Annotated in this window: 15 protein-coding genes; 3 read left to right on the forward strand and 12 right to left on the reverse strand. The window is 72.4% G+C overall.

What is annotated here, in order from left to right; all coding sequences use genetic code 11:
• Positions 1–18 precede the first annotated feature (18 nt).
• The 4 genes from A4E84_RS02720 to A4E84_RS02735 all read right to left on the reverse strand — a co-directional run bounded on the left by A4E84_RS02720 (position 19) and on the right by A4E84_RS02735 (position 5,143).
• Positions 19–852, reverse strand: coding sequence for an alpha/beta fold hydrolase (locus A4E84_RS02720; RefSeq protein ID WP_062924997.1), 834 nt, complete (start codon positions 850–852; stop codon positions 19–21).
• Positions 853–912: 60 nt separating this feature from the next.
• Complete coding sequence (locus A4E84_RS02725) at positions 913–2,415, reverse strand: acyl-CoA synthetase (protein WP_062924998.1); 1,503 nt, start codon at positions 2,413–2,415, stop codon at positions 913–915.
• Between the two features lie 68 nt (positions 2,416–2,483).
• Entirely contained in the window at positions 2,484–4,037 is a 1,554-nt protein-coding gene (locus tag A4E84_RS02730) for an acyl-CoA synthetase (protein ID WP_062924999.1), read from the reverse strand.
• Positions 4,034–5,143 carry an NAD(P)H-dependent flavin oxidoreductase gene (locus A4E84_RS02735; RefSeq protein ID WP_062925000.1) on the reverse strand — a complete coding sequence of 370 codons (1,110 nt, stop codon included), beginning with the start codon at positions 5,141–5,143 and terminating at the stop codon, positions 4,034–4,036. Before A4E84_RS02735 ends, A4E84_RS02730 begins: the two co-directional genes overlap by 4 nt.
• Positions 5,144–5,305: 162 nt before the next feature.
• Between A4E84_RS02735 and A4E84_RS02740 the strand changes: the two genes are divergently transcribed.
• Positions 5,306–7,087 (forward strand): serine hydrolase domain-containing protein, encoded by a 1,782-nt coding sequence (locus A4E84_RS02740; RefSeq protein WP_062925001.1) that lies wholly within the window; start codon positions 5,306–5,308, stop codon positions 7,085–7,087.
• 4 nt (positions 7,088–7,091) lie between these two features.
• Here the strand turns inward: A4E84_RS02740 and A4E84_RS02745 are convergent, their stop codons facing one another.
• From A4E84_RS02745 to A4E84_RS02755, 3 genes are all read right to left on the reverse strand, one after another.
• Positions 7,092–8,669 (reverse strand): phytoene desaturase family protein, encoded by a 1,578-nt coding sequence (locus tag A4E84_RS02745; protein WP_107308255.1) that lies wholly within the window; start codon positions 8,667–8,669, stop codon positions 7,092–7,094.
• Between the two features lie 61 nt (positions 8,670–8,730).
• Positions 8,731–10,962, reverse strand: a complete 2,232-nt coding sequence (locus A4E84_RS02750; protein WP_062925002.1) for a serine/threonine-protein kinase — start codon at positions 10,960–10,962, stop codon at positions 8,731–8,733.
• A 61-nt stretch (positions 10,963–11,023) separates the two neighbouring features.
• Complete coding sequence (locus A4E84_RS02755; protein WP_062925003.1) at positions 11,024–11,872, reverse strand: oxygenase MpaB family protein; 849 nt, start codon at positions 11,870–11,872, stop codon at positions 11,024–11,026.
• Between the two features lie 209 nt (positions 11,873–12,081).
• On the opposite strand from A4E84_RS02755, the gene A4E84_RS02760 reads away from it, so the two are divergent.
• Positions 12,082–13,593 (forward strand): ABC transporter substrate-binding protein, encoded by a 1,512-nt coding sequence (locus A4E84_RS02760; protein WP_062925004.1) that lies wholly within the window; start codon positions 12,082–12,084, stop codon positions 13,591–13,593.
• 5 nt (positions 13,594–13,598) lie between these two features.
• Positions 13,599–15,353, forward strand: coding sequence for an ABC transporter permease subunit (locus A4E84_RS02765; protein ID WP_062925005.1), 1,755 nt, complete (start codon positions 13,599–13,601; stop codon positions 15,351–15,353).
• 51 nt (positions 15,354–15,404) lie between these two features.
• Here A4E84_RS02765 and A4E84_RS02770 read toward each other — a convergent pair whose 3' ends face one another.
• The 5 genes from A4E84_RS02770 to A4E84_RS02790 all read right to left on the reverse strand — a co-directional run bounded on the left by A4E84_RS02770 (position 15,405) and on the right by A4E84_RS02790 (position 21,017).
• Positions 15,405–16,388, reverse strand: a complete 984-nt coding sequence (locus tag A4E84_RS02770) for a D-2-hydroxyacid dehydrogenase (RefSeq protein WP_062925006.1) — start codon at positions 16,386–16,388, stop codon at positions 15,405–15,407.
• A gap of 1 nt (position 16,389) precedes the next feature.
• The gene (locus A4E84_RS02775) at positions 16,390–17,841 is read right to left on the reverse strand and encodes an NAD-dependent succinate-semialdehyde dehydrogenase (protein ID WP_062925007.1); all 1,452 of its coding nucleotides are present in this window, start codon (positions 17,839–17,841) and stop codon (positions 16,390–16,392) included.
• A 42-nt stretch (positions 17,842–17,883) separates the two neighbouring features.
• The gene (locus A4E84_RS02780) at positions 17,884–19,164 is read right to left on the reverse strand and encodes an NAD(P)/FAD-dependent oxidoreductase (protein WP_062925008.1); all 1,281 of its coding nucleotides are present in this window, start codon (positions 19,162–19,164) and stop codon (positions 17,884–17,886) included.
• A 111-nt stretch (positions 19,165–19,275) separates the two neighbouring features.
• Positions 19,276–20,118: an ABC transporter permease gene (locus tag A4E84_RS02785; RefSeq protein WP_062925009.1), complete on the reverse strand. Its 843-nt coding sequence runs from the start codon at positions 20,116–20,118 to the stop codon at positions 19,276–19,278.
• Complete coding sequence (locus A4E84_RS02790; protein ID WP_237304792.1) at positions 20,115–21,017, reverse strand: ABC transporter permease; 903 nt, start codon at positions 21,015–21,017, stop codon at positions 20,115–20,117. The genes A4E84_RS02785 and A4E84_RS02790 overlap by 4 nt, the downstream gene beginning before the upstream one ends.
• Positions 21,018–21,019 lie beyond the last annotated feature (2 nt).

The following is a 21,019-nucleotide window of genomic DNA, read 5'->3' on the forward strand; positions in this document are numbered from 1 at the left end:
AGAGGGGTGCCCGCTGCGTCAGGAGAAGAAGCCGGCCACGCGCCGCACGAACCGGTCCGGGTCGTCGAGCCACGGGTAGTGTCCCGCACCCGGCTGCACCGCGAACCCGGCGGCCGGGAAGGCCTGTGCTGCCTGCCGGGCGAGCGCCGGACGCGGGCCGCCGTCGACTCCACCGGCCAGGACGAGCACGGGGGTTGTCACCCGGGCGAGCGCACTGCGGGTCGCGTCCGGTTCGTAGGCGCCGTCGGCGCCGTAGATCTCCGCCGCGTCGTCGTTGGTCTCGGTCTCCTCACGGTCGGCGTGGGCGCGGGCGGCGTCGTCCCACCGCCCGTAGAAGAACGGGAGGAACGCCGGGTCGAAGTCGCCCCTGCCCTCCAGCCAGGCCTCGAACGGCGGGAACGCGTCCGCGAACCAGGGTTCGGACGCGCGCAGTCGGGCCGCCGTCAGCCGGTCCCCGGCCGTCGCCGGCATGCCGAGGGCCCATGGCGTGGCGGTGATCAGCGCCAGCCGTCCCAGCCGCTGCGGATGCCGGGCCGCGTACAGCATGGCGAGACTGCCGCCCGCCGAGTGCGCGAGCACGTCCATCCGCTCCCGTCGCAGCTGGAGCCGCAACGCCTCGACGTCGTCCACGAGCCGGTCGCAGCGGTAGGTGCCCGGGTCCGCCGGCACCTCGGACTCCCCCGTGCCGCGCAGGTCGAGCAGCACCAGCTGCCGATGGGCGTCCAGGCCGCCCAGGTTCCCCAGGTAGGCGGAGGCCCGCATGGGGCCGCCGGGCAGCACGACGAGCGGCTCGCCCTCGCCGCGCAGGTGATAGGTGAGTCGGGTCCCGTCCGGGGCACGGAAGATCGGCATACCGCCGATCCTGGTGTCCGGGGCCGGTCCGGCACAACCGGGTTCCCCGGCTCGTGCGCGCTACCGCTTCCCGAGGTCGTTCCTCAGTTCCCGCTTGAGGATCTTCCCGCTGGCGTTGCGCGGGAGTTCCGCCACGAACACCACTCGCTTCGGCGCCTTGAAGTGGGCGAGCTTTCCGCGGACGTGGTCGATCAGTTCCGCCTCGGAGACGTCGCCGCGCGGGACGACGACGGCCGTCACCGCCTCGATCCACCGCTCGTCCGGCAGGCCGACGACCGCGGCCTCGGCGACTGCGGGGTGGGTGTACAGCGCGTCCTCGACCTGGCGTGAGGCGACGACGACGCCACCGGAGTTGATGACGTCCTTCACCCGGTCGACGATCGTGTAGTAGCCGTGCGCGTCGCGTACCGCGAGGTCGCCGGAGCGGAACCAGCCGTCGCGGAAGGCCTCGGCCGTCTCCTCGGGCTTGTCCCAGTAGCCCTCGCACAGTTGCGGGGAGCGGTAGACGATCTCGCCGGGGGTGCCGTCGGGTACGTCCCTGCCGTCCTCGTCGACGACGCGCGCGTCGACGAACAGCACAGGCCGGCCGCAGGAGTCCATCCGGCCCTTGTGTTCGTCGGGCGCGAGTACGGTCGCGAGGGGGCCGATCTCGCTCTGGCCGAAGCAGTTGTAGAAGGCCAGGCCCGGCAGGCGCTCCCGGAGCCGTTCGAGTACGGGGACCGGCATGACCGACGCGCCGTAGTAGGCCTTGCGCAGTCCGCTCAGGTCGCGGGTGGCGAAGTCGGGGCGTCCGGCCAGGGCGATCCAGACGGTGGGCGGCGCGAACAGGCTGTCCGTGCGGCCCGATTCGATCAGGTCGAACAGCCGGTCGCCGTCGGGTGCGTCGAGGATGATGTTCGTCGCGCCGACGGTGAGGTAGGGCAGCAGGAAGACGTGCATCTGCGCCGAGTGGTACAGCGGCAGGGAGTGTGCGGGGCGGTCGCCCGCACTGAGGTCGAGAGCGGTGATCGCGCTCAGGTACTCGTGCACCAGGGCCCGGTGCGTCATCATCGCGCCCTTGGGCAGGGCGGTCGTGCCGGACGTGTACAGCAGTTGCACGAGGTCTTCGGTGCGCGGCTCGGGGCCGTCGTACGCGGGCGCCCGGGGCAGCCGCGCGAGCAGCGAGTCGTCGGCGTCCCGCAGGGGCAACGCCCGTACGCCTTGCGGCAGGTGCGGCGCGAGGTCCGGGTCGGTGAGGACGAGGGAGCTGCCGGACTGGCCGACGATGTAGGCGAGGTCGTCGCCGGTCAGGTTCTGGTTGACGGGCACGTGCACCAGCCCGGCGCGGGCGCAGGCCAGGAAGGCGATCAGGTAGGCGTCGGAATTGTGGCCGTAGGCGCCGACCCGGTCCCCGGGGGTAAGCCCCTGGTCGAGGAGGACGCTCGCCGCGCGGGAGACTGCGGTGTCGAGTTCGTCGTACGTCCAGCTCCGCTCGGCGTACTCCACCGCGACGCGCGCCGGTGTTCGCCGGGCGCTGCGCCGCAGGACCGCGTCGACCGTGCTGCCGTGTCCGGGCGTCGTCATGACACATGATCCTCCGTTCACCGCCCGTGGAGGTCAAGGACCCCGGTGGCGGGAGGAGCCGGGCGGGTTCACACCGGGCGCGTCCGGCCCTCCCAGTACGGTTCCCGCAGCCGTCGTTTGTACAGCTTGCCGTTGGGGTCGCGGGGCATCTCGGTGATGAAGTCGACGCTCCGGGGCCGCTTGTAGCCGGCGAGTCGGTGGGCGCAGTGGTCGAGGAGGTCGGCGGCGAGGGCGGGTCCGGGACGGTGTCCGGGGGCCGGTTCCACGACCGCCTTGACCTCCTCGCCCCAGTCGTCGTGCGGGATTCCGAAGACGGCGGCGTCCGCGACGGCCGGGTGGGCGAGCAGGACCGACTCGATCTCGGCCGGGTAGATGTTGACGCCGCCGGAGATGATCAGGTCGATCTTGCGGTCACGCAGGAAGAGGTAGCCATCCTCGTCGAGGTGGCCGAGGTCGCCGACGGTGAAGAAGTCGCCGATGCGGTTCTTGCGGGTCTTGGCCTCGTCCTTGTGGTACGAGAAGCCGCCGGTGTTCATCTTCATGTACACGGTGCCGAGTTCACCGGGCGGCAGCCGGTTGCCGTCGTCGTCGAAGACCGCGAGTTCGCTGATGGGCCAGGCCTTGCCGACGGTGCCGGGCTTCTTGAGCCAGTCCTCGGCGGTGGCGAAGGCGCCGCCGCCCTCGCTGGCGGCGTAGTACTCCTCCACACAGGGGCCCCACCAGTCGAGCATGGCCCGTTTGACATGGTCGGGGCAGGGCGCGGCGCCGTGGATGGCGTGCCGCATCGAGGAGACGTCGTAGCGGTCCTTCACCTCGTCGGGCAGGGCCAGCAGCCGGTGGAACTGGGTGGGGACCATATGGGTGTGGGTGCAGCGGTGGGCGTCGATGAGGCGGAGCATCTCCTCGGGTGTCCACTTGTCCATGAGGACCAGCCGGTGCCCGATGTGCAGGGACGCGCCGGCGAACTGGAGCACGGCCGTGTGGTAGAGCGGCGAGCAGACCAGGTGCACGTTGCCGTCGAACGGGCGGATGCCGAAAATGCCGAGGAACCCGCCGAGGTAGGCCTCCTCCGGCGGTTTCCCGGGCAGCGGGCGGCGGATGCCGCGGGGGCGTCCGGTGGTGCCCGAGGTGTAGTTCATGACCCAGCCGAGGGTGCGGTCGGCGGGCGGTGACTCGGGCTGTCCGGTGAGGAGTTCGGCGTACGGCCGGAAGCCCTCGACGGTGCCGACGGCATACCGGTGAGTGTGCGGCAGACCGGCCTCGTCGGCGGCGTCGCGGGCCGCGTCGGCGAAGCGCTCGTGGGCGAGGAGGACCTTGGCCCCGGAGTCGGAGACGATCCAGGCGATCTCCGGTCCGACCAGGTGGTGGTTGACGGGCACGAGGTAGAACCCGGCCTGGCTGGCGGCGAGGTACGCGGTGAGGAACTCGACGCCGTTGGGCAGGACCACCGCGAAGGTGTCGCCGCGGTGCAGCCCGGCCGCGCGCAGGCCGTGCACGAGCCGGTTGGCGGCGGCGTGCAGGCGCCCGGCGGTCCACTCCTCACCGTCGGGGGCGACCATGACCGCGCGGTCGGGTTCGGCGGTGGCCTCGGCCCAGAAGCCCACGGGAGCACGGGTGTTCACTGTCCGCTCCTTCCGGCGATGCGGTTGACGCGGTCCACGGCCCGCTCGAAGCCGCGGGTGAGGTCGTCGAAGACCGCCTGGACGCTGCGCTCGCTGGTCATCCGGCCGACGATCTGGCCGACCGGGGTGCCGAGCAGCGGGTCGACCTCGTACTTCTGGATGCGCGACACGGCCTCGGCGACCAGCAGCCCCTGCAGGGGCATGGGGAGGGTGCCAGGCCCGTCCGGGTCGTCCCAGGCGTCGGTCCACTCGGTGCGCAACTGGCGTGCCGGTTTGCCGGTCAGCGCCCGGGAGCGGACCGTGTCTCCGGAGCCGGCCGCGAGGAGCTTGCGGGTCAGGGCGGGTGAGTGGAGGTCCGCTTCCGTGGTGGTCAGCCACAGGGAGCCCAGCCACACCCCTTGGGCACCGAGGGCGAGCGCGGCGGCCACCTGCTGCCCGCTGCCGATGCCGCCGGCGGCCAGCACGGGCAGCGGAGCGACGGCGTCGACGACCTCCGGGGTGAGCACCATGGAGGCGATCTCGCCGGTGTGGCCGCCCGCCTCGTAGCCCTGTGCCACGACGATGTCGATCCCGGCGTCCCGGTGCTTGCTGGCGTGCCGGGCGCTGCCCGCGAGTGCGGCGACCAGGACGTCCTGGTCATGGGCGCGGGCGATGACGTCGGCGGGCGGTGAGCCGAGGGCGTTGGCGAGGAGCCGGATCGGGTAGTCGAAGGCGACGTCGAGCTGGCTGCGGGCGACCTGCTCCATCCAGCCCGTGATGCGCCAGCCGGACGCCTCGCCCTCGGCGAGCTCGGGCACGCCGTGCTGGGCGAGGGTGTCCCGGACGAACTGCCGGTGGCCCTCGGGGATCATCGCCTCGACGTCGGCCTCCGTGACGCCTTCGACCTTCTTCGCCGGCATGACGACGTCCAGGCCGTACGGCCTGCCGTCGACGTGTGCCTCGATCCAGTCCAGGTCGCGTTTGAGTTCGCCGGGAGCGGTGTAGCGGACCGCGCCGAGCACGCCGAAGCCGCCGGCCCGGCTGATGGCCGCGGCGACGGCGGGGAACGGCGTGAAGCCGAAGACGGCGTGCTCGATTCCCAGTGTCTGGCTCAGCTCCGTCTGCATGGGCGCAGGATGCCGGAGTCCTCCGGAGGACGGAAGGGGTTTTCTGATGCTCCGTCAGATTCACGCCGCGGTTCGGTTCCTGCGTGCGGTCTATGTGCGCAGACGTGCGGCGGACATACTGCACGGGACATGCGAGACGGTTGAGGCGAAGGGGTGTGTGCGGTGACCGACAGACCTGCGAGCGGCGAACTGACCCGACGTCAACTGGGCCGGGCGGGGCTGGCTCTGGGCGGTGCGCTCGCCCTCACCCCGTTGCCCGCCGGGCCCGCCGCGGCCGCTCCGGCGGGCACCGGCCACCGCCCCACCCTGCGGCACGGCTCCGCCGCCCGCGCCGGGCTGCTCGCCTCCCACCTGCGCCGGCTCGTCACCGACGCGGAGGCGTTCCTCGGCCCCTCCCCCGCACACCCCTGGTACGCGGGGGCCGTGCTGCTCGCCGGACGCGGTGGCACGGTCGCGCTGCACCGGCCCATCGGCATGGCAGTGCGCTACCGGGCCTACGACGAGAAGACCGACACCGGCGTCGAGTTCCCGCCCGGCGAGCAGATCCCCATGGCCGAGGACACCGTCTTCGACCTGGCGTCGGTGTCGAAGCTGTTCACCTCGATCCTCGCCGTGCAGCAGATGGAGCGGGGCGCACTGGAGCTGGAGGCGAAGGTCGCCTCGTACCTGCCGGACTTCGCGCGTGCGGGCAAGCAGGACATCACGATCCGTCAGCTCCTCACGCACACCTCCGGTTTCCGCGCCTGGATCCCGCTGTACAGCGCGCCGACGTACGAGGAGAAACTCCAGCGCATCTGGAACGAGGCGCCGGTCAGCGCGCCGGGCACGGCGTACCTGTACTCGGACCTGAACCTCATCTCGCTCCAGCTGGTGCTGGAACGGGTCACGGGCCGCACCCTGGACGTCCTGCTCCGGGACCAGATCACCGGGCCGCTCGGCCTGCGCCGCACCCGCTACAGCCCGCCCGCGTCCTGGCGGCCGAAGATCGCGGCCACGGAGGACGCGCGGGCGCCGTGGTCCGGCCTGGAGCGGGGCCTGGTGTGGGGCGAGGTGCACGACGAGAACGCCTTCGGCCTGGGCGGGGTCGCGGGCCACGCGGGCGTGTTCTCCGACGCGTGGGACCTCGCGGTGCTCGGCCGTACGCTGCTGAACGGCGGTGTCTACGGGCGGTCCAGGATCCTGACGCCGGAGTCGGTGGAGCTGATGTTCACCGACTTCAACACGGCCTTCCCGGGGGACGAGCACGGCCTCGGATTCGAGCTCCACCAGCACTGGTACATGGGCGCGATGGCCACGCCGCGCAGTGCGGGGCACACCGGGTTCACGGGCACCTCGCTGGTGCTCGACCCGACGACCGACTCGTTCCTCGTCGTCCTCGGCAACTCGGTCCATCCGGTACGGAGCTGGCGGTCCGGTTCGGCGCCCAGGGTGGCCGCGGCGAACAACATGGCACGGGCCGTGCCGGTGCGGCCGGCTCGGGGACGCACGGCCTGGTTCTCCGGGATGGCGCTCTCCACCACGGCGACCCTCACCCTTCCGGTGCTCGACACGTCCGCCGGGCGGGCGCTGCTGCGCTGCGCACTGTGGTGGGACACCGAGCCCAAGGCCGACGTCCTGGTCCTGGAGGCCACGACCGACGGCGGCACGACCTGGCAGCCGGTGCCCTTCACGACGTCCCGCCGCGGTCGGGACCCCGAGCAGCGCCCCTCGGGCTCGGTCACGGGCTGGTCCGGCCGCGTCTGGCACAAGCTCACCGCCGGCCTCCCGGCCGCGCGAAAACTCGCCCTGCGCTGGCGGTACGCGACGGACCGGCTGTACGTCGGGCGCGGCTGCTACGTGGACCGGCTGCGGGTGGAGGCCTCCGGGGACGTTCTGTTCGACGAGACGCGTCCGGCGGACGGGGCGCGCCTCGATGCAGTGGGGTGGACGCGGGAGGCCGACTGAGCGGTCACCCTCCGGTGTTCTCCAGCACGGCCATGGCCGCGTTGTGCCCCGGTACTCCGCTGACTCCGCCCCCGCGCACCGCACCGGCCCCGCACAGCAGCACGTTGGCGTGCCCGGTCTCCACGCCCCAGCGGCCGGTGCCGTCCTGGGCGTAGGGCCAGCTCAGCTCGCGGTGGAAGATGTTGCCGCCGGGCAGGCCGAGGTCCCGCTCCAGGTCGAGGGGGGTCCTGGCCTCGATGCAGGGGCGTCCGTCGGCGTCGGTGGCCAGGCAGTCGGCGAGGGGTTCGGCCAGGTGGGCGTCGAGCTGGGCGAGGGTGGACTTCAGCAGGTCCTCGCGTACGGCGTCGTTGTCCCGCTCGAACAGGCGGGCCGGGGTGTGCAGGCCGAAGAGGGTGAGCGTCTGGTAGCCCTGCTCGGCCAGACCGGACCCGAGGATGGTCGGGTCGGTGAGCGAGTGGCAGTAGATCTCGGAAGGCGGCGCGGCGGGCAGCTCTCCGGCGGCGGCCTGGGCGTGGGCGGCGGCCAGTTGCTCGTAGCCCTCGGCGATGTGGAAGGTGCCGGCGAAGGCCTCCCGCGGGTCGACGGAGTTGTCGCGCAGCCGCGGCAGCCGCTTGAGCAGCATGTTGACCTTGAGCTGGGCTCCCTCGGCGGGCGCCGGAGGCGTGTCGCCCGTCAGGTCGGCCAGGGCCTGCGGTGAGGCGTTCACCAGTACGTGGCGGGCGGTGACGGTACCTTCGCCGTCGGCCGTGCGATACGTGACCTCGGCGGTTCGGCCGTCCGTGGCGATGCGCAGCGCCTCGTGACCGGTGGCGAGGACCGCGCCCGCCGCGCGTGCCGTGCCGGCGAGGGCGTCGGTGAGGGCTCCCATGCCGCCGACCGGCACGTCCCAGTCGCCGGTGCCGCCGCCGATCACGTGGTAGAGGAAGCAGCGGTTCTGCTTCAGGGAGGGGTCGTGGGCGTCGGCGAAGGTGCCGATGAGGGCGTCGGTGAGGACGACGCCGCGCACCAGGTCGTCGTCGAAACGCTCCTCGACGGCGATGCCGACCGGCTCCTCGAAGAGCGTCCGCCAGGCTTCCTCGTCGTCGAGGCGGTCACGCAGTTCGTCGCGGGTGGGCAGCGGCTCCGTGAGGGTCGGGAAGATCCGCCGGGCGGCGCGGCCGGTCATGCCGTAGAACGCCTGCCAGGCCCGGTACTCGCGGTCGGAGCCGGTGAGCCGGGTGAACGCCTCACGGGTGCGTCGCTCACCGCCGCCGACGAGGAGGCCGGTGGGCCGCCCGTCGCGCTCGGCGGGTGTGTAGGAGGAGACGGTGCGGGTGCGCACCCGGAAGTCCAGGCCGAGGTCCCGGACGATCTTCTTCGGCAGCAGGCTGACCAGGTACGAGTAGCGGGACAGCCGGGCGTCGACCCCGGCGAAGGGCCGGGTGGAGACCGCCGAGCCGCCCGTGTGGTCCAGCCGCTCCAGCACGAGCACGGAGCGGCCGGCCCGGGCCAGATACGCGGCGGCCACCAGACCGTTGTGGCCGCCGCCGACGATGACGGCGTCGTACGTCCGGTGTGCGCGGGGTCCCTCGGGTGCGGTCATGGTTCTTGGTAACACGGGGTGATCCGGGTCGGCCAGACGGCGCCTGCCCGCTCGCTCGGGGTCAGCGCGCCGCCGCGGCCCGCTGCTCCCGCAGGGCCGCCACTCTTCGGTACAGGGCCACGGCCTCGGCGCTGCGGCCGAGCTGTTCCAGGCAGTGGGCCTCGTCGTTGCGGCTGGCGAGGGTGTCGGGGTGGTCCGGGCCGAGGACGCGTTCGCGGGCGGTGGCCACGCGCCGGTACACGGTGAGCGCGTCGGCCCAGCGGCCCAGCCAGCCGAGGCCGACGGCGACCTCGCGCAGGCTGACCAGGGTGTCCGGGTGGTCGGGGCCGAGGACCTGCTCGCGGAGGGCGGCGACCTCCCGGGATGCGGTGAGGGCCTCCTCCCAGCGGCCGAGCCGCCCGAGGTTGACGCAGCGGCCGTGGCGGGCGCGCAGGGTTTCGGGGTGGGTGGGGCCCTGGCTGCGGCTGCGGTCCTCGGCCAGGCCGCGGTAGAGGTCCAGGGCCTCCGCGCTGCGGCCGAGGCGGCCCAGGCTGATGCCGATCTCGTGCCGGGCGGCGAGGGTGTCGGGGTGGTCGGCACCGAGGGCGCGGCCGCGGGCCTCGGCGACCTCGCGGTAGGTCTCCAGGGCCTCGGCCCAGCGGCCCAGCTGGCCGAGGGCGTAGGCGACTTCGTAGCGGGTGACGAGGGTGTCGGGGTGGTCCGGGCCGAGGACCCGGGCGCGGGCGGTGGCCACCTCGCGGGCCATGCGGTACGAGTCCTCCAGGCGGCCGAGGCGGCTGAGGTTGAAGGCGAGGTTGTGGCGGCAGCGCAGGGTGTCGGGGTGGTCGGGGCCCATCGTGTGCTCGCGGGCGGTGAGCACCGAGGTGTAGACGCGGTGGGCGTCGAAGGGACGGCCGAGCTGGCCGAGCACGTAGGCCATCTCCTGGCGGGCGGCCAGGGTGTCGGGGTGGTCGGCGCCGAGGGTGCGGATCCTGGCCTCGGCCACGTGCTTGTACTCGCGCAGGGCGTCCGCGGCGCGGCCGGTGCGGCTGAGGGTGAAGGCGACCTCGTAGCGGCTGGAGAGGGTGTCGGGGTGGTCGGGCCCGAGGAGGTGCTCGCGTTCGGCGGCGACCGCCCGGTGCACCTCGCCCGCCTCCGCCCAGCGGCCGAGCCTGCCCAGGCTCAGGCCGGCGTTGTGCCGGCCGGCCAGGGCGGTCAGGACCTCCGTGGGCGGGGTGGGCCGTTCCACCGCGGCGGGTCTTTCGATGACGGGGCCGGTGGCGGGCCGTGCGATCCACTCGCCGGACAGTCCCGCCGACGGGTCCGGCGGCGTGGTGCGCAGCCCGGTGCCGGTCGCCTTGTGGCCGGTGGTCATGCCGCGGGTCCAGGACGGCAGCCGGCCCGCGCCCGCCGGCCCGCCGGAGGCCGGGCGGGCCGCCGCGACGGCCTGCACGTACGCCGGAGCGGCCCGGTGGGCGCTGATCCTGCGGGCCAGCTCGCGGGCGTCGTCGGGTCGTTGCCCGGGGTCCTTGGCGAGCAGGTCGAGGACGACCCGCTCCAAGTGCTCGGGCAGTTCGGCGCGGTGCTCGCGCGGCGGGCGGGGCGGGGTGTCGCGGTGGCCGACGAGAACGGCCCAGGCGTCGTCGAGGTCGAACGGCGGTACGCCGGTGGCGATCTCGTACAGGACGCACCCGAAGGAGTAGAGGTCGCTGCGGTGGTCGACGCCGTCGCCGCCGATCTGCTCCGGGGACATGTAGTGCGGGGTGCCCATGGCGATGCCGGTGCCGGTCAGCCGGGAGGTGAAGCCGATGTCGTGGCCGAGGCGGGCGATGCCGAAGTCGCAGATCTTCACCGTGCCGTCGCCGAGCCGCACGATGTTGGCGGGCTTCAGATCCCGGTGGACGATGCCCTGTTCGTGGCAGTAGGCGAGGGCGGCGGCGACCTGCTCGGCGATCTCCATGACGTCCGCGACCGGCAGCGGATGCTGTTTGTTGTCCTCCAGGAGCTGGCTGAGGTTGCGGCCGTCCAGCAGTTCCATGACGAGGTAGAGGACGCCGTCGGCTTCGCCGAAGTCGTGCACGACGGTGATGCCCCGGTGCTGCAGCGCGGCGGCCACCCGGGCCTCGCGGCGGAACCGCTCCCGCAGCACGCGGGTGAAGGCGTGGTCGTGGTTCGGGCCCAGCGGTTTGAGGCACTTGACGGCGACGTGCCGGCCCAGGGACTCGTCCCGTGCCCGCCACACCTCGCCCATGCCGCCGCGCCCGATCAGATCGAGCAGCCGGTACCGGCCCTGGATGAGCCTGCTGTCCCCCATGTCGCGCGACGCTCCCCCCGGTAGCTGTTCGCCCGCCCCCTGGCCCACCCAGTATGGCGGCCTATCGTCCGAGTTTGTACGGTGCCGGGCGGGCGCCGGGGCCGAGCCTCGCCATGGCCCGCAGGATGTGTTTGGGCGGGAGTTGCCACCGCACACGTGCGGGAACACGGCGCAGCAGGAGGCCCGCGAGGCGCAGTTGGCGGGTGACGGTGGCGGGTGCGGGGGCCGGTCTGCCGTACAACTCGTGGGCGTACGGCGGCAGGGAGGCGTACGCCAGATGTGCCACGCGCCGCCACAACACCTCGCGCGCCGGTACGAGGAGGGGGTGCGTCGGCGGGCGGAGCAGGAAGCCGTCCACCTCGCGTGCCTCGGATCCGCAGGCGAGGCTTGGGCGCACCTTGTCGAAGTACGCGGCCATCTCGGCCCGGTTGCCCGGTACGGCGCCGGGGTCGAGGCCCACGAGGCGGGCGCTCTGCAGGTGTTCGGCGAGGTAGCGGTCGGCCTCGGCGTCGGTGAGCCGGATGCCGGATCTGCGGGCGACGTGAAGGTACGAGTCGACCTCGGCGCAGTGCACCCACATCAGCAGGGCGGGTTCGTCGACGCCGTAGCGCTCGCCCGTGTCCGGGTCGGTCGCCGTCAGCATGCGGTGGATCCTGCGGACGCGGGCACCGGCGCGCTCGGCGGCGTCGGTGGTGCCGTACGTCGTCGTTCCGACGAAGCTCGCGGTACGCATCAGCCGGCCCCAGGCGTCCCGACGGAAGTCGGAGTTCTGCGTGACCCCGCGGACCGCGCGCGGATGCAGGGCCTGGAGGTAGAGCGCCCGGACGCCCGCGATCCACATCACGGGGTCGCTGTGGAGCTGCCAGGTCACCGATTCGGGACCGAACAGCCCCGGGTCCGCGCCGGTCATGCGCCTCACCTCCGCCCGGCGCACACGATGGCACAGGTCGAACAGCAGGTCGAGAGGCCATCATTCGAACCACGCCCGTCCAATCGTTGAGATTTCACCTACCCGGTTGAGGGTTTGGTAAGGCTCCCCTTATATGCTGACGTCGCCGATCAAGCCCCGGACCGGGCCGCAGTTGCCTGCCCGAGACCTCCCGCACGACAGGATCCGACATGCGCACCACCTCTCGCGGCCTCATAGCGGCGCTCGCTCTCACCCCCGTGCTGACCGGCTGCTTCGCGCCCGGCGACAGCGACGCCGGGACGGCATCGGGCGGTCGGCTGCGGGTCGCGCTGGCCGTGCCGCCGGTACAGGCGCTGTCCCCGTACAGCAACGACGCCACCGTGCTGAGCAAGCTCTCCGTCGCCGAGGGCCTCACCGCCCTCGACAAGAACGGCACGGCCAAGCCCGCTCTGGCGAAGTCCTGGAAGCAGAACGGCGCCACCACCTGGACCTTCGAGCTGCGCAAGGCCGAGTTCCAGGACGGCACCGGGCTGACCGCCCAGGCCGTCGTCGACGCACTCGATCACGCGAGCGCGGCCAAGCCCAAGCCCCGCGTCCTGAGCGACGTGTCACTGACCGCCAAGGCCGACGACGCCGACACCGTCACCCTCACCACCAAGTCGCCCGACCCGGTGCTGCCATTGCGGCTGGCCAGCCCCGCGCTGGCGATCCTGTCGTCGAAGGCGTACGGGAAGGACGGCGCCGTGAGCCCCCTCGGCACCGGCACCGGTCCGTTCGAGATCACCCGGCTGAGCGGCAAGACCAAGGCCACCCTCGACCGCTTCGACGGCTACTGGGGCGGCAAGGCGAAGGCGCCCGGCATCGACGTCAGCTGGATCGCGGACGGGACGGCCCGCGCGAACGCCCTGCGCGGCGGCGAGACCGACATCGCCGAGTGGATCCCGACCGCCCAGGCGAAACTGCTCGACGCGAAGACCCGGCACGAGGTCTCCTCGGTGCGCACCGACAGTCTGGTCCTGAACACCGGCAGCGGCCTGTTCACCGACGCCGGTCTGCGCGCCGCCGCCCGCGAGGCCGTCGACGGCTCCGCGCTGGTCGACTCCGTCTTCGGCGGCTACGCCGACCCCGCGCAGGGCCTGTTCGGGCCCGCCGTCCCCTGGGCGGCCGGCAAGCGCGTCGAGGTGACGGGCCGCACCAAGGCCACGCCCGCCGCCGAGGTGAAGGCCGGCACCAAGGGCAGGACACTGCGGCTGGCCACCTACACCAACCGGGCCGAGTTTCCCGAGGCGGCGTCCGTGCTCCAGCAGCAGCTGGAGAAGGCCGGGTTCACCGTGAAGCAGGACGTGCGCGAGTACACCCAGATGGAGGCCGACCTGCTCGCCGGGAAGTACGACGCCCTCGTCTTCTCGCGGGTGACGCTCCTCGACACCGGTGACGCGGTCGACTACCTCGCCAGCGACTTCACCAGCGAGGGCGTCTACAACATCGCCGGCCTGAAGAACGCCGCGGTGGACAAGGCCATCCGGGCCGCCGCCGCAGAGCGGGACACCGAGAGCCGACGGGAGAAGATCATGCGCGCAGAGGCGGAGATCCTGCGCACCGACGCGGTGGTGCCGCTGGTCCACGAGCAGGTCCTGCAGGGCATCGCCGACGACGTCGAGGGCGTGATCCTCGACCCGCGCGAGCGGTCCCTGATCGACGTCGACACGCACCTGAAGTAACCCGCATGAGCCTCGCGCACGCCCCCGCCGCCCGCCCGTCCCCCTGGCCGGCGGCGGCCGGCCGTGTGCTCGCCGGTGGTGCACTGCTCGGCGCCGTGGCCCTGCTCCCCTGGCTGTCCGGAGCCGACCCGGCCCGGACGGTGCTGCGCGCGCGCTCGGCCGACCAGAACCCCACACCGGCGGAGCTGGCCGCCGTGCGCGGCCAGCTGGGTCTGGACGAGGGCCCCCTGGTCCACCTCACGCACTGGCTGGGCGGCCTGCCGCGCGGGGACGCGGGCGTCTCATGGGTCTCCGGCGCACCGGTCATGCCCCAGGTGGGGACGGCCCTGTCGGTCTCCCTGACGCTGATGCTGGGCGCGTTCGCGGTCACGTCGCTGGTCGCCGGCCTGGTGTGCGCCCGTACGGTCTTCCTCGGTTCGCGGCGCCGGCTGCGACAGGACCGGGCGGGCACCACCGCCGCCGTCCTGGCGTCGCTGCCGAAGTTCCTGCTGGCCTCGGTGCTGGCCACCGTGTGCGGGGTGTGGTGGGGATGGTTCCCGTCCAGCGGGTGGCAGGGGCCGCAGTCGATGCTGCTGCCCTCGCTCGCCCTCGGCATCCCGTCGGGCGCGATGCTCGGCGGCATGCTCGACCAGGCGCTGCCCGCCGCCTTCCACGAACCCTGGGCGCGCACGGCGTACGCCGTCGGGCTCCCGCCCGGCCGCATCGGCCGCAACGGGCTGCGCCGCACCCTGCCCGGCATACTGCCGCAGCTGCTGCCGACCGTCGTGGGCCTGGTCGGTGGTGCGGTCGCCGTGGAGAAGATCTTCAACATCCCCGGGCTCGGCCGGCTCGCCCTGGAAGCCGCCGTCGCGCAGGACCTCCCGGTGCTGCAGACGGCGACCCTGGCCCTGGTCCTGCTGGGCGTCGCCGCGGGCATGGCGATCCGCGCCCTGCGTCACACCCTCCTCGGCCGGCCCCTGCGCGACGGCGCGCTGCCCGCCCTGCACCGGCCCCCGCTCACCGTGCCGCGTTCCCTGGGCTGGATCACCGCGGCCAGTGCACTGCTCCTGCTCGCCCTCGTGACCGCGGGCCTCCTGCGCGACCCGCTCCAGGTCGACACGGCGGCACGGCTGCTGTCCCCGACGCTCGAACACCCACTGGGCACGGACGCTTTGGGCCGTGACCTCCTGGCCCGGCTGGGCCACGGGGCGCTGCGCACAGCCGGGGTCGCCCTCCTCGTGACGGCGGTCAGCGCCGTCGCCGGGCTGCTGCTGGGCATGGCACCGAGGGCGAGCGCGGGCCCGACGGAGGTCGTGTCCACCCTGCCCGCCGTCCTCGCGGGCCTGCTGATCGCGGGCGTGACCGGACCGTCCGTGTGGGGCGCGGCGTGCGCGGTCTGCGTGGTCGCCTGGGGTCCGTACGCCGCCCAGACCGCAGCTCTGCTCGAACAGGAACGCGCGAGCGGCCACATCGCCGCGTCCGTCGCGCTCGGCGCGGGGCGGCTGCACCTGCTGCGCCGCCACCTGCTCCCCTCGGTGGTCCCGGCCCTCCTGCGCAACGCCCTGCTCCGGCTACCCACGACCGTCCTGGTCCTGGCCTCCCTCGGCTTCCTGGGCCTGGGCGAACAGCCGCCCACCCCCGAGTGGGGCCGCCTGCTCTCGGAGAACCAGCCGTACGCCGAACTGGCCCCCTGGACCGTGCTTGGCCCGGCCGCCGCGCTCGTGGTGCTGTCCGTGCTGGCGGTGACGGGCAGCGTCCTGGGACGAAGGAAGGGCGCATAGCGAACGCCCCGGCCGGTGGACGTCACCGGCCGGGGCGTTCGCTCCTCGCTGTCAGGCGGAGTGCGTCCCGTGGGTCACGTATCCGCGCCGCTTGTCCACGACGTTGCGCAGGGGGCGGCCCTCGGCGTGCCGGGTGAGGTTGTCGAGGAACACCTCGACGAGCGCCTCCCGCTCGTTGGTGGTCTCCCCCGCTGTGTGCGGGGAGACCATCACGCCGGGCATGTCCCACAACGGTGATTCCACCGGCAGCGGTTCCTGGCCGAAGACGTCCAGGGCGGCGCCGGCGAGCCGTCCGGCGGCGAGGTGGTCAATGAGTGCCTCCTCGTCGACCAGGCCGCCCCGGCCGACGTTGATCAGTCGCGCCCCCGGCTTCATCGCGGCCAGCACGGGGGCGTCGACCATGCCCCGGGTGTCCTGGGTGAGGGGTGCGGCCAGGACGACGTAGTCCGACTTCGCCAGGGCCGCGGGGACGGTGGCCGAACCGTGGACCGTGCCGAAGTCGGGGTCGTCCGTGCGGGCCGTGCGACCGGCTCCGCACACGCGCATCCCGACGGCGCGCAACAGCCGGGCGATGGCCCGGCCGATGGGACCCGTCCCCCACACCAGCACGGTGCGTCCGGTGATGCCGTCGCTGGGGCGCGGACGCCACTCGCGGCGCCGCTGGTGCTCCCAGGTGCCGGGGAAGTCCTTGGCGAGGGCGAGGATCAGTCCGAGGACGTACTCGGCGGCGGGCTGGTCGTAGACACCGCGCGCGTTGGTGAGCATGACGCCGGGATCCTCGACCAGGGCGGGGAAGAGGAAGGAGTCCACGCCCGCGGAGGACGCGTGGACCCAGCGGGGCGCCTTCTCCGGGTTGTCGGGCCAGGCTTCGCGGATGGCGGGGGTGATGGTGACCCACGCCATGAGGATGTCCGCGCCGGGGAGGAGGTAGGGCAGTTCCTCCTCGGTGGCGTAGACGGTGTCCGCGAGGCGTTCGATGAGGGCGGTGGCGGGGGGCCGGTTGCCGCGGTAGAGGACGACGAGGCGGTCGGGCATGTCAGGCTCCGACGGGGACGGCGATGTACTTGTACTCGAGGAACTCGTCGATGCCGACACGGCCGCCTTCGCGACCCAGGCCGGACTGCTTGACGCCGCCGAAGGGGGCGGCGGGGTTGGAGACGAGGCCGGTGTTGAGGCCGATCATGCCGCTTTCGAGGCGTTCGGCGACGCGCAGGGCACGGTCGAGGTTCTGGGTGAACAGGTAGGAGGCTAGGCCGAATTCGGTGTCGTTGGCGGCGGCGACGGCCTCCTCCTCGGTCTCGAAGGTACGGATCGCGGCGACCGGGCCGAAGATCTCCGTGTCGATGATCTCCGACTCGGGGGCGATGCCGGTCAGGACGGTGGGCGGGTAGAAGCAGCCGGGGCCTTCGAGCAGTTCACCGCCGGTCAGGACGGTGGCGCCGCGCTTGACCGCGTCCTGGACGAGGTCGTGGGCCTTGCTGCGGCCGGCGGCGTCGATGAGGGGGCCGACGTCGGTGCCGGGTTCGGTGCCGTCGCCGACGGTGAGGGCGGCCATGCGGGCGGCCAGGCGGGCGGCGAACTCCTCGGCGACGGAGGTGTGGACGAAGATGCGGTTGGCGGCGCAGCAGGACTCGCCCATGTTGCGCATCTTGGCGACCATGGTGCCTTCGACGGCCACGTCGAGGTCGGCGTCGTCGAAGACGATGAGGGGGGCGTTGCCGCCCAGTTCCATGGAGGTGCGGATGACCGTATCGGCGCACTGCGCCAGCAGGATACGGCCGACCTGGGTGGAGCCGGTGAAGGAGAGTTTGCGGATCTGCCCGCCGCGCAGGAGGGGCTCGATGACGCCGGGGGCGTCGGTGGTGGTGACGATGTTGAGGACACCGTCGGGCAGGCCGGCTTCCTTCAGGATCGCGGCCAGCGCGAGGCTGGTCAGGGGGGTCTGGGGGGCGGGCTTGAGGACGATGGTGCAGCCCGCGGCGATGGCCGGGCCGATCTTGCGGGTGCCCATCGCCAGGGGGAAGTTCCACGGGGTGACGAGCAGGCAGGGCCCGACGGGCTGACGGGAGACCAGAAGCCGGTTCCTGCCGTCCGGCGCGGTCGTCAACCCGCCCTCGATACGGACGGCTTCCTCGGAGAACCAGCGGAAGAACTCGGCGCCGTAAGCGACCTCGGCACGCGCCTCGGCCAGGGGCTTGCCCATCTCCAGCGTCATCAGCAGCGCGAGACCTTCGGTGCGCGCGATGATGAGGTCGTAGGCGCGGCGCAGGATCTCGCTGCGCACCCGGGGCGCGGTGGCGGCCCAGGCGGCCTGCGCGGCGACCGCCGCATCGACGGCGCGCTGCCCGTCGGCCGGAGAGGCGTCGGCCACCCGGCACAACTCCTCACCGGTGGCCGGATTGTCGACCGACAGGGTCCGGCCGGACTCCGCGTCCTGCCAGCCACCGCCGATGAACAACTGCTTGGGAACATCACGGACGACAGTCATCGTGGGTATCTCCTTGTAAGCGTGAGAGGTGCTGCCGACCGGTCAGCGGATGCGGTCCAGCGTCTTGTAGTAGGCGCCGGCGAAGGGCAGGAACCAGGCGGTGCCGTTGTAGAGGGGGATGCGGGGCGGGGCGATGTCGCGGACGGGGCTGACCTCGGGGTGACCGTCCATCACCTCGGCCATGACCTGGCCCATGTGCGTGGCCATCTGCACGCCGTGGCCCGCGTACCCCATGGAGTAGTAGACGCCGTCCTGGGTCTGCCCGGCGTGCACGATCCGGTCCATCGCGAAGCCGACGGAACCGCCCCACACGTACTCGACCTTCGTCCGGGAGAGCTGGGGGAAGATCTCACACATCTCCCGGAAGAGGACGGCTCCGCTCTTCTTGTCCGAGGTGGGGTCGGACGGTGCGAAGCGGGCGCGGCCACCGAACAGCAGCCGGTTGTCCGGGGTGAGCCGGAAGTAGTGGCAGACCTGGTTGGAGTCGACGATGAGGCGGGCCTTGGGGATGATGTCCCGGGCGAGCTGCTCGCCGAGCGGCTCGGTCACGATGATGAAGCTGCCCAGGCAGACCTGCTGGCGGCGCAGCCAGGGGAAGTTCTTGTCGGTGTAGGCGTCGGTGGCCATCATGACCTGCCCGGCGCGGATGACACCGCGCTCGGTGCTGACCTCGAAACGGCCGGCGGCGGTACGCCGCACGCCGATCGCCGCGTTGCGCTCGTGGATCTGCACGCCGGTGCGCTCGCACGCCTCGGCCATGCCGCGTACGAAGCGACCGACGTGCAGTGCGGCACTGAGCGGGTCGAGCAGGCCGCCGTGGTAGGCGTCGGAGCCGATTTCGGACCGCAGCTCGGCCTTGCTGATCAGTGTGGTCTCGTGTCCGAAGTACTGGGCCAGATCGCGCTGTTGGGCCTTCTTGCTCTCGAAGTGGGCGGGGCGGGAGGCGACGCCCAGGCGACCGACGCGGCGGAACTGGCAGTCGATGGACTCCTCGTTCACGAGCCGCTCGACGGTGTCCACGGCCTCGCCGTAGGAGTTGTAGATCTCGCGGGCCCGGTCGAGTCCGTACCGGCGGATGGCCTGGCGTACGCCGATGGTGAAGCCGAGGTTGGCCATGCCGCCGTTGCGTGCGGAGGCACCGGAGCCGATCTGGCCCTTCTCGACGAGGGTGACGCGGGCGCCCTTGCGCGCGGAGTGCAGAGCGGTGGACAGACCCGTCAGGCCGGCGCCGACGACCACCACGTCGGCGTCCTCGGTCAGTGGCTTGCCGGACCGGTCGGGGAACGCCCCGGCGGTTTCTGTCCAGTATGGAATCGTCTTCATTTCGGGTCCTCTGCGGGGGAGTTTTCGAAAGGGGGGCCCGCGGCCGGGCACCACCAGGGGGCCCGGCCTACGGCGCTGACGGCGGTTGCGCGGCCCGTGCCGGCGCGTGGCTCAGCTGAGGGGTTCGACGGGCAGGACGCCGCCTTGGGTGTTGCGGTGGCCGCCGAGTTTGCGGACGAGGGCGACCAGGGCGAGGGCGAGGATGGCCAGGGCGATGAGGACGGCGCTGACGGCGGTGACGGTCGGGTCGACGTCGAACTGGAGGGCGTTGAAGACCAGGACCGGCAGGGTGCGGGTGTCGGGGGTGGACAGGAACTGGGCGATGAAGAACTCGTCGAAGCTGGTGATGAAGGAGAACACCGCTGCGGCGATGAGGCCCGGGGTCGCCAGGGGGAAGGTGATGCGGCGGGCGATGGTGATGCGGCTGGCGCCCATGCTGGCGGCGGCGTCTTCGAGGCGTTCGTCGATGCCGCGCAGGGTGGAGATCATGATGAGGATCGCGATGGGTGCGGCGAGCACGGTGTGGCCGAGGGCGATGGCCAGGGGGCTGCCGAGCATGCCGGCCGGTTCGAAGAACAGGAACAGGCCGAGCGCGATGACCACTTGGGGGATGAGCATGGGGGCCAGGACCAGTCCGTAGACGGCCGCGTGCAGGGGGAGACGGCCGCGCGCCAGTGCGGTGGCCGCGGTCACGCCCAGGATGAGGGAGAACACGGTGGTCAGGGCGGCGACCAGGCTGGACAGGGCGATGGAGGTGGCCCAGTTCCCGCCGGGCGCGGCCATCTGCTCATACCAGCGGGTGCTGTACTCCTTGGGCGGGAAGGTGCCGATACCGTCCGCGCCGAAGGACGTGACCAGGATGATCACGATGGGCATGGCCAGGAACAGCAGGATCGCGGTGGCGCTCAGGGCGCGGCCGATGTGTCCGGCCCGGGTGGGAGGCAGTTCCATCATGAGCTGCTCCTTCGCTCGTGGGTCTTCTTGCGGCGGAGCTTGGCCAGGCCCAGCACGCCGAGTCCGGCGAAGGTGAGCAGGAGCAGGATGACGCCGAAGGCGGCGGCGGAGTTCCACTGGTCCTGCTTCATCACCTGCTGGTCGATCAGGGCCGCGACGACGGTCTGCTTGTCACCGCCCATCAACGCGGGGGTGATGTAGTAGCCCAGGCACAGGATGAAGCTGAGCAGACCCGCGGTGCCGATCCCCGGCGCGACCAGCGGCAGGTAGATCCGGCGGAAGACCGTCATCCGGGAGGCGCCGAACCCGGCCGCCGCGGCCAGCAGCCGGCCGTCGACACCTCGCATCACGCCCTGTAGCACCAGGACGGTGTAGGGGAGCATGACGGAGGTGGTGCCGATCACGACACCGGTCTCGTTGTAGAGCAGCGAGTAGGGTGCGCCGGGTGCGTGCAGGGAGGTCAACAGGCTGTTGATCAGGCCGTGTTCGCCGAGCATGATGATCCAGCCGTAGGTGCGCACCAGGGCACTGATGAAGTGCGGCACCACCACGATCAGCATCGCAAGGGCGGCGAAGACCGGCCGCATGCGGGCGATGGCATGCGCCAGGACGAAACCGACCAGCAGGCTCAGCACCGCGGTCTCCGCGGAGATCCTCAGCGTGGAGAGCAGCACGGACAGGTTCACGCCGCTGAGGGCGTCGGTGTACCAGTGCAGGGTGAAGCCGCCGCTGTCGCCCTTGAGGCTGAGGGAGAGGACCCCGATGATCGGGTAGACGAACAGCAGCAGCAGGAACACCGTGACGGGGACGGCGTTGACCAGGGCGATGCGGGAGCGGTGTCCGCGCATCGCGGATGTTTTCACGCGCACCTTGCCGGGTGCGACAGCGGTGCCGGCCACAG

The sequence above is a fragment of the Streptomyces qaidamensis genome (assembly GCF_001611795.1).
GTDB lineage: Bacteria > Actinomycetota > Actinomycetes > Streptomycetales > Streptomycetaceae > Streptomyces > Streptomyces qaidamensis.

Coding starts and splice junctions, on each gene's coding strand:
- A4E84_RS02760 (WP_062925004.1), top strand. CDS start 12,082: ATGCGCACCACCTCTCGCGGCCTCATAGCGGCGCTCGCTCTCACCCCC.
- A4E84_RS02750 (WP_062925002.1), bottom strand. CDS start 10,962: ATGGGGGACAGCAGGCTCATCCAGGGCCGGTACCGGCTGCTCGATCTG.
- A4E84_RS02725 (WP_062924998.1), bottom strand. CDS start 2,415: ATGACGACGCCCGGACACGGCAGCACGGTCGACGCGGTCCTGCGGCGC.
- A4E84_RS02745 (WP_107308255.1), bottom strand. CDS start 8,669: ATGACCGCACCCGAGGGACCCCGCGCACACCGGACGTACGACGCCGTC.
- A4E84_RS02775 (WP_062925007.1), bottom strand. CDS start 17,841: ATGACTGTCGTCCGTGATGTTCCCAAGCAGTTGTTCATCGGCGGTGGC.
- A4E84_RS02735 (WP_062925000.1), bottom strand. CDS start 5,143: ATGCAGACGGAGCTGAGCCAGACACTGGGAATCGAGCACGCCGTCTTC.
- A4E84_RS02720 (WP_062924997.1), bottom strand. CDS start 852: ATGCCGATCTTCCGTGCCCCGGACGGGACCCGACTCACCTATCACCTG.
- A4E84_RS02785 (WP_062925009.1), bottom strand. CDS start 20,118: ATGATGGAACTGCCTCCCACCCGGGCCGGACACATCGGCCGCGCCCTG.
- A4E84_RS02780 (WP_062925008.1), bottom strand. CDS start 19,164: ATGAAGACGATTCCATACTGGACAGAAACCGCCGGGGCGTTCCCCGAC.
- A4E84_RS02755 (WP_062925003.1), bottom strand. CDS start 11,872: ATGACCGGCGCGGACCCGGGGCTGTTCGGTCCCGAATCGGTGACCTGG.
- A4E84_RS02765 (WP_062925005.1), top strand. CDS start 13,599: ATGAGCCTCGCGCACGCCCCCGCCGCCCGCCCGTCCCCCTGGCCGGCG.
- A4E84_RS02770 (WP_062925006.1), bottom strand. CDS start 16,388: ATGCCCGACCGCCTCGTCGTCCTCTACCGCGGCAACCGGCCCCCCGCC.